Genomic DNA, 13,871 nt, shown 5'->3' with positions numbered 1-13,871 from the left:
AACGATAAGTGCAGTAAGCCGCCCGCAAGAAACGGATTTAGTCGTTGCCCGCTCCGATATCCGGCGTTTGCAGCAAGTCCGCATCGGTCTCCGGACCGAGTAACTCAACACGGACGCTCGAGACTTTGTACTCCGGGATCCCTGATTGGGGGTCGAACGTCTCCTGTGTAAGTTTATTGACCGCGCCTGCCGCGAAATGCATCGGGATGAATAGCGTCCCCGCGTCGACGCGGTCAGTCACTTGTGCTTTGACCACGATCTCGCCCCGGCGGGACTCCACGCGAATGTAGTCTCCATCATCAGCACTCATCTCGGAGGCTAGCTCGGGAGAAATCTCTACAAAGCTCTCGCCGACATGGCTCATAAGCCCTTCAACGCGACGGGTGAGCTGTCCCGTATGCCAGTGGTAGAGCACTCGACCAGACGTGAGTGTAAGAGGATACTCCTCGTCAGGAATCTCACCGGGTTGACCACTATCAGCCGGGACAAAGCGAGCGAGCCCATCATCGAAGTTGAAGTTCCCATTCTCGTAATCGTATAGATATGGCGTTCCTGGATGGTCCTCAGAGAAACAAGGCCACTGAAGCCCATGCTGATCTCCTTCCTCAAGCCGATCATAGCTGATGCCGCCGTAAATCGGCGTGAGAGTGCTGATCTCGTCCATTATTTCTTCGGGATGGTCGTAGTTCCAGTCATATCCCAGTCTATTCGCCAGCTCTTGAGTGATCGCCCAATCCTGGCGTGCGTTTCCGGGAGGCTTGGCTGTAGGACGAACGCGCTGGATACGCCGTTCCGTGTTTGTAAACGTCCCGTGTTTCTCTGGCGACGTCGCTGCGGGGAGGACCACGTCGGCGTATTCTGCCGTCTCAGTCAGGAAGATATCCTGCACGACGAGGAAGTCAAGCGCTTTGAGGGCCTCCCCGGCGTGCTTGATGTCCGGTTCGGAGAGGGCGGGGTTTTCACCGACAATGTACATACCCCGCAGGTTTCCGTTGTGAGCTTCGGCCAACATTTCAGGTACCGTGAGACCTGGCTCGGCAGGTGGACGGTCTCCCCAGATGTCTGCAAATTTCTTCTGGACTTCGTCATCAGTGGGATCCTGATAGCCGGGTAGGCTCCCTGGGAGCGTCCCCATGTCGCCGCCACCGCCCTGCACGTTATTCTGGCCGCGAAATGGGGAGAGGCCGGCTCCCGGCTTCCCGACTTGCCCCAGCACGAGTGCAAGGTTCGCAAGCGCGAGGACATTCTGCGTACCGTGGCTGGACTGCGTCATTCCCATAGCCCATCCAAAGACGACGGTATCTGCTTCGGCGAGCGTCTCTGCGGCCGACCGCAGTTCGTCCGCCCGAACGCCAGCTACGTTTTCGACCTGCTTCGGCGTATACGGCTGGACCTTCTCACGAAGGTCGTCGAAGTGTCTGGTGTTGTGCTCGATGAAGGCCTTGTCGTGTAGGTCGTGTTTAATGATATATCGGATCAGCCCGTTAATCCAGGCCACGTCGTAGCCCGGCCTGGTCCGAGTGTACTGATCTGCGTGTTCAGCGATGCCGACCTTTCGCGGGTCGAATACCACCAGATCGGCCCCGTTTCGGACGTTCTGCTTAATACGCGTTGCTAGCACTGGGTGAGACTCGGTCGTGTTTGACCCGGTGATAAGGTAGGCGTCGGCTTTGCCGATGTCCTCATTGATGCGATTGGTCATCGCGCCATAGCCTACTGTCTGCTGGAGTGCAGCGACCGTCGAGGAGTGACAGAGACGGGCGCAGTTATCGATGTTCTTCGTCCCCAGGACCTGTCGGGCGAACTTCTGAACGAGGTAGGCCTCCTCGTTCGTCCCCTTTGACGACGCGAGGCACCCGACCGCGTCCACGCCGTGGTTGTCCTGAACCTCGCGGAGATTCTCGGCGACGTACTCGATCGCCTCGTCCCATGAGACGGATTCGAACTCGCCGGACGCGGTTCGGACGAGCGGTTCCGTGAGTCGTCGATCGCTGTTCGCAAATTCGTGGCCGAACTTCCCTTTCACGCATGTCGAGAAGTTGTTAGCGGGTGCAGCAGACGGCTCGCCGACCGGCTCGACGCCGATGGTGTCGCCGTCTTTCCCCAACATCTCGAACCGACAGCCGACCGCACAAAAGCCACACGTCGTCTCTTCGGAGTCGACGGTGTCGAGGCGGACGTCGCTGACCAAATCCGCGATATCGAAGAGACGCCCTTCGGACAGCGTGTTCGTCGCAATGCTCTCGGCAGTGTGTTCGCCGACGAGTATCGCCTTTCGGCCGTACTCGCTCGCCAGTTCCGTGGCACGATTCCTGGCGGTCTCCATAAAGCGAGCGACTCTCGCTGCTGTCGTGTCGCCGAGGCTGGACGTCTCGGTAGGAGCAGCGATGCTCCCGGGGTCGGGCGATCGGTTAGGTGCGGTCGTATCGTCCAGTGTCTCCGCCGTATCGGTTTCGATGACCGTTCCGATGGAATTCCGGTGCGTGAATCCGGGTAACGGAAGTGTCCCGGCGCCGCCGATCCCCTTCTCGGTGAGCGCGCCGGTCGGGCAGACCGTCGCACAGTGACCACAGGAGACACAGTCCGAGTCAATCATCGTCTCCGCATCCGACTGAAAGCCGATCCGGGTGTCCTCGCCGTGGCCCTCGATCCGGAGTACGCCCTCGACTTGCACATCGTTACAGCCCTCGACGCATCGGTTACAGAGGATGCACTTGTTGCGGTCAATCTGGATGAACGACGAGGTATCATCGATCGGTTCGTACTCGTCACGGTCCCCGAACACGCCGTAGCGTGGGTGGTTGACGTCCTCGCTGATCGCAGTGTCCTGTAGCTCACAGCGGCCGTTTCCGTTGCAGGTCGTACAACGGAGGTTGTGGTTCGAGAGAACGAGGTCGAGATTGACGCTGCGGCTCTCCTCGGCATCGGGCGTGTCGGTCCTGATCGTCAAGCCGTCCTCCGCGGGAAACGAACAAGAGGGGACGAGGCCGTGCTTTTCCGTCTCGACCATGCAGGTGCGACACTCGCTTCGCGGTCCGATCTCGTCGCTCGCATCTCCCTCCCGGTCGTAGTAACACAGTGCGGGGACATCGGTACCACTCTCGACGCCGTCGGCCCCAGGTTCGACGGCAACCGTCTCGTTGTCGACGACCTGCAACGCATCGATCACGGTCGAACCAGGCGGGACGGATACCGACGTCCCGTTGACTGTCACCGTCGTAGACTCTTCACCGGTCGTCCCGACGGGCGGATCGTTCGCGGTCCCAGTCTCGAACGTCGCTGTGGCCGGTGTCTGCTCCTGCTGGTCGTCAATGGCTGGTACTCGTGGAAGCGGTTGGTCTATGCTCATAATTTCTCGGTACACGTCCCACTTGGACAGTGGCCGTCAGCGTGTCGTCGGAACTCCGGTTCGAACTCGTCCATCGCCGTTATCACGGGACGCGGTGCGTCGGCGCCGATCCGACAGTTGCTCGAACGACGCATAACCCGACCCAGTTCCCGAATGTCGTCGCACCGGAACGACCCCCGATAGATCTCTCGAAGCAACTCCGTGAGCTGTTTCGTTCCCTCTCGTCCTGGAACGCATCGGCCACTGTTCACTTCCGAGGCGAACCGCGCCCGCTCGCCGGCGGTTGCGACCGCACAGCGGTCATCGCTCAACAGCTCGACGACGCTGTCCGTTCCGAGACTCGCGGCGGTGAGCGACTGTGCGGTAGATGAGATATCCAAATCGGTGGTGATGCCGCCGAAGACGCCGCCAACACACGCCATCTTGAACGACCCGGTTAACGAAACGGCGTCGCGGGTCTTCGCGAGTGTATCGTTTGAATCCAGTTCGATAGTCGCCGGAGCGCCGACGTCACCGGTGACGGTCACGAGTCGTGTTCCTGGCTCCGGCTCGTCCTCGTTGATGCGCTTCGGGATCCGAATCGCCTCTCGAACCTGGGCGAACGTTCGAGGTGTATGAACGACTGTCGGTCGGCCGTAGAGTCCATATATAGCCGGCGCAGGCGGCTGGATCCGTGGTTCGATTCGATCCGCGCCTTCCATCGCCTCCAGTGCAGCTGTTGGTGCGCCGGCGCGGTACTCGTTGGGACCGGCGACGATATCCGGGACGATCGCCAGACTGTCCGAAGCCGCCTTCACGGCGCGACGTACGTGTCGCTGGAGTTCTGTTTCATCCTCGTTCAGATAGAGTACCGCATCATCGGCTCCGACGTACGCTGCGACCGCCGCAACGCCGTCCAGGACCGCGATTGGGGCGGCGGCGAGAAGCGTCCGATCGGCCCGCTGTCGGGTATCGGTCTCGTTCGCGTTGACGACGACGACGGGGTCGCCGTCCGTTTCGCGGGCCTGTTCCCACGCTTCGGCGGCTGGTGCGTCCGCGACGGCATCACCCCGCCCACGGCCGAGTACCCCGATCTCAGCGACCGTGTCCGCGTCTAGCTCGGTTGAATAAAGCGGGTAATCGGTCGGTACGAGCGGATCGATCCAACCACACGGGCCGAGAACGCGCCGATGCCCGACCGACAACGGGCCGGTCTCCGGAATCGGAAGTGTTCGAACATCGGGTTCGTGGTCGACGACGGCGTCGGCGTCTACCGTTGGAAGGCCGTTTGTCTCGAGTTCGACGGTGAGTTCATGGACGGTAGATTGAGACGGCGAGAAGAAGAGGGCGGTCCGTCCGCCGTCGGTTGCCAACACTAATGGATTGAGTTCCTGAATGCCGGTCGGTCCTGTTCGGACGACCGGCAACGAATCGGCAGCGTTTCGGGCAGCGTCGCAGAGACGATCACCACGGCCTGCTGTCAGGGCTGCCGAAATACGAATAATGGGCGTTCGCCCGACGGCACCTTCTGTCATCAATACCCGTTCTTTGGACTGTGGGTATTAAAAAATTCCCGACCATCGTACTATGGGGTACTATCGAATAGACTCACATGCTATCAACTTGAACGTGGCGCGGAGTCCATCGCTTAGAGCATGGGCGCTAATGGTGAATTCAAGTTTTCGGGTCGCCATTACATGAGGAACTAATTCACGAGCACGACGATGGAGACGACGACTGGATGTGTCATCGGTTGGTTCTCGAAGTCTACGTTATACAGATTCTGACTTGATGGGCATGGGGTGAGAGGAAACTGATTCGGATACCAGGACACCGTATCGAAGCGTTGAGAACGCGCCGGTTCCTCTCCTCGAGTGATGTCAGATCCCCATTTCGAAGAACTTCGAGAGCAAACGGCTGACGCAGTTGCCAGCGACGATCTAGTATCGGTGTATTCCGGGCTCATCCATAAGGACGGGAACCACGAGTATTACTTCGGCAACGACACAGAGGACGCTGAGGAGTTGAGAGAGATGGCAGCGATCCAGCTCGGAATGCTGCTCAGAGTTCTCGCGGACCGGTCGGACAGCTCCGTCGACGAAATCACCAATCTCGCGGTCGAACGAGCCGAACAGATGCAGCTCCGGTGATTCGGTCGGTTACATGCTTCTGTGACTCGAAATCGCGACGGCTCACTCGTCGCGTTGACCCTGTCCGGAATTCGTTGCCCTCACGCCCACAGGTCGCTCATCGATCGGCGTCTCGCCGTCGACGACATTGTCGAGCTCGAGTCGCTCGAGCGTCTCGACGAGCGGCCGACCGTTCGTTCCCCAACCCCTGGCCGCGTAGTACCCTTCAAGCGCCCGCTCGAAGTCGTCCGGATCGACGTAGTCGTCTCTCTCCCGATTTGCCGAAACCGGCTCTCGAACGGAAGCCGGGAGTGTATCGTCTGTGCTGTCGAACCCCTCGCGAACGTTGAACAGTCGGACGAGCGTCCAGACCCGTTCGCCGAGTCGGTAGAGGTCGCTCGGCTCGTACTGTCGGCCGATCTCGGCTAGCCACTCGGCGCCGAGATCGTCAAACACGTCGCCGATGAAGTCGTCCGTCGGGAGACTCCAGAGTACCGAACGGGTGTTCTGTGCGGTAACGACGGTCCTGATTTGTGTCTGGAGCGTCCACTCCTCGTCGAAGACTTCCCTCTCGAACGGACGTGCGCGACGATGACATGCTCCCCGGTCACTCGTTGCGTATGCCAGCGCCATACTACCGGCCCGGCGAGGATCGTACAATGGCAGCGCCATCGATTTCACTGTTGGGATGAGTTCCTCGCCGCCGTATTTGTCCGCGGCTACGGCGACACCGTCGGCTAATGCGTTCGCAACCGGTCCCTCCCGGTCTGCGATCCGTTTGATCAGTTCTCTAGTGGCGTCGGCATCGCCGAAGCCCACCTCGAGGTCGACGTGGCCCGCCTCGGTGGCGCGAATCGCCCACGCGACGGCGTTTCCGGCGCTGATGACGTCCATTCCGAGGCGGTCACAGAGCGCGCCCAGTGCCGCGACGGCCTCGAAATCGTCGATCCCGAGTCCGGCGCCCAGTGTCATCGCCGTCCCGCCTCGCGGAACGGTGTCGCCGTCGTCAATCTGGACTCGGAAGCCGCCAGGAGTATCACTGTCGGGGTACTCCCGCTCGAGTGCGGCCTCTCTGGCGGCTTCGACGCCAATCGCGTCGCTTCCATCGAACGCCGTTTCCTGCCAACCCCGCGTCGCGAGTAGACCGGTTTCGTCAGCGAAGTCGAGACTCTCGATCGTCGCTCCTGCACGGAGCCAGCGGCCGGTGTCGTGGTCCCGGTACGTTCGGGCGTACTCTCGGCGGAGTTGCTCGAGGTCACCCTTTGGCTGAATTGGATCACCACGGACAATGATCGCCTTCAGATTCTTCGCGCCCATGACGGCACCTGCGCCGCCGCGACCGGCGTGGTGATCGCCGCCATCGGAAGCAATCGATGCGTATCGGGCCATCGATTCGCCCGCTGGGCCGATACACGCGGTCGCGGCGTCGGGAAACGTCTCCGCGACGGCTTCGGTATCCGAACCGGCGAGATTGCGGGCTGCGGCTATTTCAACACCGTCATTGTCAATCTGAATCGTGATCGGCGAGTCGGAACATCCTGTCACGAGGAGCCCGAGACAGTCTCGGAGGGTACCCGCGAGGCGAGCGGGGAATTGACCGCCGACGTACGAATCGAGGAATCCACCGGTGAGGGGGGATTTCGTAATCGCGGCGTATCGCGTTTCACCGGGAAGATATCCAGAGAGTGGCCCGAGCATGACGCCGAGTACGTTGTCAGGTCCGAGAGGATCCGTGTTTGCCTCGAGTTCCTCGTACAGGTATCTAGCCCCAAGTCCTTTCCCGCCAAGGAAATGCCGTCGCCACCGATCCGGGACGCGCTCACGATGAACCGTTCGCGCCGAAAGATCGATTTGGATGACGTGGTCGCGCGTCTGGAACACACTCTCAACTGCGAGGACTCTCGATAAACCCCTTGTGTTTCGGCGTAGTGGGTTTAGGTAGGATGACAAATGAAACCATCTGGTTTCGCTCGCTGCGACTGTCCCAAACGTGTCACTCGATGACGGTTATCTTCATGTTCATCTCGTATACTCTCGCTACCGCCTTTGTGATAGGGCTCAAATGCTGCCCAAACTGCTTGACAAGTCCGCCCTCACGGCTGACTTGGCCCGAGCCTTATTGTTATCACCGGACTCGAGCAACATTGGACGCTATGTGAATCTTAAAGAATCCAGCCAGAACACTCCACCTTATGGACGTGATTAATCCAGCGACTAATGAGCGGATAGATACGCATGAGGAGGACACCGCTGGCGACGTCGAAACCGCTATCTCGCGGGCCACGAGCGCGTTCGAAGAATGGCGGGAGACGCCGTTGCGCGAACGAGAGGAACTCCTTACCAAAGCGGGCGATGTGCTTCGGAACCGAAAGCGCGAACTGGGGGAACTGATGACTCGCGAGATGGGCAAACCGATCTCGCAGGCGACCGGAGAGATCGAGAAGTGCGCGTGGGTCTGTGACCACTACGCCGAGTTTTCGAGCGTGTACCTCGCTGAAGACAGTCACCCAAGCCCACCTGGGACGACGGTGAAGTCCCGGTACGATCCGCTCGGTCCGGTCTTGGCGGTCATGCCGTGGAACTACCCCTTCTGGCAGGTGTTCCGATTCGCTGCACCGAGCCTCACTGCCGGCAACGTGGGACTGCTCAAACATGCCTCGAATGTTCCTGGCTGCGCACTGGCGATCGAGGACGTGTTTCGCGAGGCGGGTTACCCAGCGGACGTCTTCCAGTCCCTTCTCATCTCGTCGGAACTCGTGGACGACGTACTAGAAGATAATCGCATCCGGGCTGCGACGCTCACTGGTAGCGGTCCAGCGGGCCGGGCGGTCGCATCCACCTCTGGTGAGCATCTCAAGAAAACGGTACTGGAGCTCGGCGGAAGCGACCCCTTCATCGTTCTTGACGACGCTGATCTCGATGCCGCAGCCGAAACCGGTGCTTGGGCTCGAAACATGAATGGGGGTCAGTCCTGTATCGCAGCGAAGCGATTCATTGTCCATGAGGGGGTCTACGAAGAGTACCTTGACAAGCTTATTTCTGAAGTGGAGTCACTCACTGTTGGTAACCCAATGGACGAAGACACCGACGTAGGACCACAGGCCCGCCAAGGCCTGATGGAAGAGCTCCACGAGCAGGTTGAGAAGAGTATCGACGCGGGCGCGACGCTACTCACGGGCGGCTCACCGCTGGATGGCGATGGCGCGTTCTATCCGCCGACGATCCTGTCCGACGTGCCTTCCGGGTGCCCAGCCGACAGCGAAGAGTTGTTCGGGCCCGTTGCGTCGGTGTTCAGGGTCGAAAACGAGCAGGATGCCATCAAGCAGGCCAACGAGAGTCGATTCGGTCTCGGGGCCTCAATCTGGACCGAAGACCGGGACCGCGGCGAGCAAATCGCTGCGAGCATTGACGCCGGTTGTACATATATCAACCAACTCACAAAATCTGACCCGCGCGTTCCCTTCGGCGGTGTGAAAGACTCCGGGTACGGTCGCGAACTTTCGGAGGCTGGCATCAAGGAGTTCGTCAATCGGAAAACTGTCTGGGTGGAATAAGCTCTACACACCCATCGGTGCATTAGATTTTGTCAAACGAATCGTTCACATCATACCCTATCAACCGTGATCACCTGAGCGGTTTGTTCATAGTGGTTGATAGTTAAAGGACGTTCACCAGCCAGATGCAGCAGGGTGTCTAAAGGCACCCTTCGATTGAAGATAGGACTGCTCCTTCGTCAGGACTCTGGCTCAGCAAAGGTTAGCATACGCTTAGGATTCTCGATCAGTATCTGCTCAACGTCGGCCTCCGTGATTCCAAATTCGCGACCAGGCTCATCGATCAAAAGCAACGGAATCACATCGTTGAGGATGTGGAAATACCCTCTGCCACCGTACTTGGCCAACTGAGATTTTCGGTGTCTGTCGTGAGAAAAGAGAATATTGGACGCGTATCCGTCGTTCACAAGTTCCGTGACCCACTCGACTCGGTGAAGATTTGACGGGCGTGCATAGTCCCGGTCGATCCAGTCAACGGTAAAGTGCTCCTCCATTCCCCATTCGTCGTATTCGATGAATGCACCTCGTTCGGCGAGTTCCTTTTGGTATTCTAATCCAGTCCCTTCGAAGAAAGCACGATCCATGTGATCGATCACGACGCGTTCAGCCGATAACCCTTCATCCTCGAGAATGTCCAGAATCTCTAACCCCCACCTCGACGAAGGATACGTCCCGTCACGTCGGTGGCTCTTCCCGTTCGGATGTACGGTGACCGTTGCACCCGTATCGAGTGCAGCTCTCGCGCCTGCCCGCAAGACCTTCTCCTCGTCCTCGTGGATCTCTCCTGACACGCCAAGTTCGCCGATAATCCCCGCTCTAACGTCGGATGAGCCAATCCCATTTCGAATGTCATCGACGAACTCTGACCGCACCTCATCGATGGTTTTTTCCGTCATATCCGGCGGATGGCTGGCCTCTGTGTAGTACGCAGTGCCGTGGACGATGTTCACACCGGTCTCCCGCATCACGGCCCGTACTGCATCCGGATCGCGTCCAAAGTATTTCGGCGTGACGTCGACGACGGTGTCGCCGCCCCGTCGATAATATTTCACAACTTCCTCGATGGCATCCTCCAGTGAGTCGAGGAACAATTGATCGGGAGCCATGTGGAATCCGCCGCCCTGTTGAACGAACCACCGATTCTCGAGTGAGAGCGATTCCTTCGACCGTTTTCTGTTTACGGGGGATTCAAAACTGATCTTGCTCGACGTGACCGAGAGGTCGGAGAACAGGTGCTCGTGCGTCATTGTCACGCCGAGCGCGTTAGGGTCAATTCGACCGTCTACGGTAATGATGCTACCAGCATCTGAGTCCATAACTGATCGATATTCAACGACGTATGTTAATCTACTGGTACTGGCAGTAGCGAGTGCGATGCGCGCGAAAGCTCAGTTTAGTCGAGGACGATACTTCCACCTTTGAGAACTTCCGAGCGAGGGTTGGTTCGAGGTATAGAAATGTCGAGATGGAAAAAAGATGTTCCAGGCGGTATCGATGGAAAGCTGCAGATCGTTGCGATCTGGTCGAAGTGGGTGTCCATTCGGAGAGGGCTGTCACAAGAGCGATATCCCGTCGACTGGAGATTCCCTACATTGATGGGATGTCCTCGCGCGCGAGCCACCGCTGTATCGCCATCCGCCCATTCTCTGAGACTGGTCGGTAGGGTGGCCGAGGCGGACCCAGCGGGACATCAGAGAGATTTGCAGCGGCCTTTACTGCGGGCATCAGACCAGTACTCACCTCGGCTGGTGGAAAGTCGACGAACGCACGCTGAGCCTCCAGGGCAGCCTCCCGGTCCCCGTCCTGGAACGCTTCGTAGACTCGCATCGCTGGCGTGCTAGCTGGTGCTGGAATCACCGCACCGTGACCGCCCGCCTCCAATACTGGCAGGAGAACGTCCATCGTACCGAATACCGATGCCAGACCAGCATTGTCCACGTTTTCGATGAGCCACGCAAGTTTCTTCCAGTTTCGAGATGTTTCTTTCACATAGGCTACGTTCTCGAGGCGCGCGATGCGCCGCATCGTTTCGCGTGAAAGGTCTACAGTAACTGTCGGATTATTGTAAAGAAGGACTGGAAGGTCCGTCGACTCAACGATTGCCTCGTAGTACGACACCACGGTGTCGTCGTCTGGAGCAAGCCCCCACGGAGGCATCGCGAGGATACCATTTGCATCGGCACTCTTCGCATACGTTGCGAGTTCTATCGCGACGTCCTGAGATGGATGGGAAATGCCAGCCAGGACTGGTCGGTTGGGGGCCGCTTCGATAGTTGCCGAGATTAGTTCCTTCCGTTCGTCGACTGTTAGCGATACCGTCTCCTGGACACCGGTCCCCGCGGCAATGAGCCCGTGACAACCACATGATCGCGAAAACTCGACTGAGTCAGAGACACGTTCGATCGCCACAGAACCATCTTTGATCGGTGTTAACACTGGCGAAATAATGCCGCTAAGCGTTTGGTCCATGCCAGTTTAGACTGGTGAACAGATCCACAAAATACTATCGGTTGAGTGTATGCGTTGGAACACGTGACGGTATAAACGCGATTTACTCGTGCTCGAAAGTCGGGAACTGTCGGAGATGCGTACGCAAGCAATTCATCTGCAGCCCTCTTCTCCAGCTTGCACATCCGCCTTCGGACGCTCTCAGAGCGAACGAGTTCGTCGAGGAAATTGCGTTTAAAATAGGCTCACCGGTATTATTAAAGGTATAGAGGTGAGAGTTATCCTGTATGGACGAAGCACGAGCAGTGCTGAATAGCGAAACACACTACGACGTGATGATCGATGGCGAGTACCGAGAGCCCGCTACTGATGATCGGATCGGGGTGACCTTCCCGTACACCGGCGAACAGTGGGCTACCGTTCCTCGAGCTAGAGAAGAGGACGTAGACGACGCCGTAAGGGCAGCACGTCGAGCGTACGAGAACGGATGGAAGGCCACTCTTCCAAGTAAGCGACGGGAGATCCTTTACCAGATAGCCGATGTCCTCGATGAGCACTACGAGGAGTTGGGGCAACTAGAGACGCTCCAGAACGGGAAACTCATTCGTGAGATGGAGGGGCAGATCGAGAGCCTAAGCGAGTGGTATCGGTACAACGGGAGTCTCTGCGATACGCTCGAAGGCAAAGTCATTCCGGTCGAGAACAAGGGCGGTGAGATGTTCAACTATACTCAAAAGGAGCCTTACGGTGTCGTGGGTGCGATCACGCCATGGAACTCTCCTCTATTGTTACTGACACTGAAGCTCGCGCCCGCACTTGCCGCGGGGAACACGTTCGTTCACAAACCCAGTGAGCACACACCCGTCAGTGCCCTCCGATTCGCTGAACTCATCTACGACGAGACGGACCTTCCCAAAGGCGTGTATAACGTCGTCCCGGGTGCTGCGGAGGCAGGACAGGCGTTGACCAACCACGAGGATGTAGACAAACTCTCCTTTACGGGGAGCACAGCGGTTGGTCGGCAGATCGGGAAGGCGGCCGGAGAAAACCTCATTCCTGTCTCACTCGAACTCGGAGGGAAGAGCCCGAATATCGTTTTCCCGGACGCCAATTTAGAAAACGCCGTCAATGGCGTCATTAAGGGGATTTTCGCTGCAACGGGACAAACGTGCGTCGCGGGCTCGCGTGTCCTCGTAGCCGAGGAGATTTACGACGAATTCATCGATCGCTTCGTTACCCGCGCGAATGACATCGAACTTGGCGATCCTCTCGATCGTGAAACTGAAATGGGGCCGGTTGCGTTCCCCGAACAATGGGACAAGATCAGAAAGTACATCGATATCGGAACTTCGGAGGGGGCCGAGATCGTGTTTGGAGGTGATCAACCCGACGACCTCTCTGGTGACCTTTTCATCCAGCCGACGATCCTCACAGGGGTCAATAACGAGATGCAAGTCGCCCAGGAGGAAATCTTTGGGCCCGTTGCATCCGTCATCAAGTTCTCCGATGAGGAAGAGGCTATCCAGATGGCGAACGATACCGACTATGGCCTCGCTGCCGGCGTTTGGACAGAGGATATGCGCCGTGCACACAGGTTGGGTGACGAGATCGAAGCCGGCACAGTCTGTATAAATGAATATCGCGTGATGTCGTATCGCGCTCCCCTCGGCGGGTACAAGGCCAGTGGTCTCGGGCGAGAACAGGGCAAAGAAGGTTTAGACGAATACCTCCAGACGAAGAGCGTCTGGATGGACTTGGATGGAGAGGTGTCCGACCCCTTCAACATGAACACATGAGTCGGCTAAATACCAAATCCTATCCGGCCTTCAACTGAAGAGAGCAGGCCGCTGTGCCTGTTGCGTTTCAAACCCCATCCCAGAGATTGTTCGAGGGACTAGTTTCTCGACGGTCGTTTCGTATCCAAGACTGTCTCTCAGCTCATTCTCGGCACTGATAGCGCGTGTCTGCCCTCTTTGAGATTAGGACTGGCACTCACCTGTGCGGATAGCTCTTACTTCTACAGCAGGTCGTTGAGCACTGCTATTGATTTTGCCTTCACAAGACGGACGCAGAATTATTACTTAATTCGGTGTGAGCGAACGTCACCTCAAATCGAACTTGAATTCTGGTGGTGTGCTTGTCGTTAGCACAGTCAAATGGGGTTCGGGTGATGCAGGATATAACCTTCCGAGATCGATGCCAAAAATGTTCGCTGTTATCGAATCTGGTCATGTTGGCTATTTATTCTTACATGGTAATATACTATGACGGGCTTATGGGTGTAATAGTTGGTCGATGATTGAACGTGGGTATTCGTTCTGGTCGAGATCAATGTTGACACGACCCACGAGGTGGGGGAGCCATACACAGGGATGTGGTCAGTTCTGGCAGGCAAATTTGGAGGTTTGGATC

At 57.9% G+C, this 13,871-nt stretch carries 8 protein-coding genes; 3 read left to right on the top strand and 5 right to left on the bottom strand.

Annotated features, from left to right (window positions below; all coding sequences use genetic code 11):
* Nucleotides 1-37: 37 nt before the first annotated feature.
* The gene (gene fdhF, locus ACFQO4_RS00600; RefSeq protein WP_500259081.1) at nucleotides 38-3,349 is read right to left on the bottom strand and encodes a formate dehydrogenase subunit alpha; all 3,312 of its coding nucleotides are present in this window, start codon (nucleotides 3,347-3,349) and stop codon (nucleotides 38-40) included.
* Complete coding sequence (locus tag ACFQO4_RS00595) at nucleotides 3,346-4,863, bottom strand: NADH-ubiquinone oxidoreductase-F iron-sulfur binding region domain-containing protein (protein ID WP_500259080.1); 1,518 nt, start codon at nucleotides 4,861-4,863, stop codon at nucleotides 3,346-3,348. The genes fdhF and ACFQO4_RS00595 overlap by 4 nt, the downstream gene beginning before the upstream one ends.
* A gap of 342 nt (nucleotides 4,864-5,205) precedes the next feature.
* Here ACFQO4_RS00595 and ACFQO4_RS00590 point away from each other — a divergent pair, with 342 nt between their 5' ends.
* Nucleotides 5,206-5,478, top strand: coding sequence for a DUF8113 family protein (locus tag ACFQO4_RS00590; RefSeq protein ID WP_500259079.1), 273 nt, complete (start codon nucleotides 5,206-5,208; stop codon nucleotides 5,476-5,478).
* A gap of 42 nt (nucleotides 5,479-5,520) precedes the next feature.
* Here ACFQO4_RS00590 and ACFQO4_RS00585 read toward each other — a convergent pair whose 3' ends face one another.
* Nucleotides 5,521-7,338: an aldehyde ferredoxin oxidoreductase family protein gene (locus ACFQO4_RS00585; RefSeq protein ID WP_500259078.1), complete on the bottom strand. Its 1,818-nt coding sequence runs from the start codon at nucleotides 7,336-7,338 to the stop codon at nucleotides 5,521-5,523.
* A 311-nt stretch (nucleotides 7,339-7,649) separates the two neighbouring features.
* Between ACFQO4_RS00585 and ACFQO4_RS00580 the strand changes: the two genes are divergently transcribed.
* The gene (locus ACFQO4_RS00580) at nucleotides 7,650-9,011 is read left to right on the top strand and encodes an NAD-dependent succinate-semialdehyde dehydrogenase (RefSeq protein ID WP_500259077.1); all 1,362 of its coding nucleotides are present in this window, start codon (nucleotides 7,650-7,652) and stop codon (nucleotides 9,009-9,011) included.
* A gap of 179 nt (nucleotides 9,012-9,190) precedes the next feature.
* Here the strand turns inward: ACFQO4_RS00580 and ACFQO4_RS00575 are convergent, their stop codons facing one another.
* Both ACFQO4_RS00575 and ACFQO4_RS00570 read right to left on the bottom strand, forming a co-directional pair.
* The gene (locus ACFQO4_RS00575) at nucleotides 9,191-10,327 is read right to left on the bottom strand and encodes a phosphotriesterase family protein (protein ID WP_500259076.1); all 1,137 of its coding nucleotides are present in this window, start codon (nucleotides 10,325-10,327) and stop codon (nucleotides 9,191-9,193) included.
* 271 nt (nucleotides 10,328-10,598) lie between these two features.
* Nucleotides 10,599-11,480 carry a dihydrodipicolinate synthase family protein gene (locus ACFQO4_RS00570; protein WP_500259075.1) on the bottom strand — a complete coding sequence of 294 codons (882 nt, stop codon included), beginning with the start codon at nucleotides 11,478-11,480 and terminating at the stop codon, nucleotides 10,599-10,601.
* A gap of 266 nt (nucleotides 11,481-11,746) precedes the next feature.
* On the opposite strand from ACFQO4_RS00570, the gene ACFQO4_RS00565 reads away from it, so the two are divergent.
* Nucleotides 11,747-13,255, top strand: a complete 1,509-nt coding sequence (locus ACFQO4_RS00565) for an aldehyde dehydrogenase (protein WP_500259074.1) — start codon at nucleotides 11,747-11,749, stop codon at nucleotides 13,253-13,255.
* Nucleotides 13,256-13,871: the final 616 nt, after the last annotated feature.

Origin of the sequence: Saliphagus sp. GCM10025334, assembly GCF_042663485.1 — an archaeon.
Taxonomy (GTDB): domain Archaea; phylum Halobacteriota; class Halobacteria; order Halobacteriales; family Natrialbaceae; genus Natronosalvus.
Note: the sequence above shows the minus strand (reverse complement) of the source record. Positions and strands in the feature narration are given on the sequence as shown.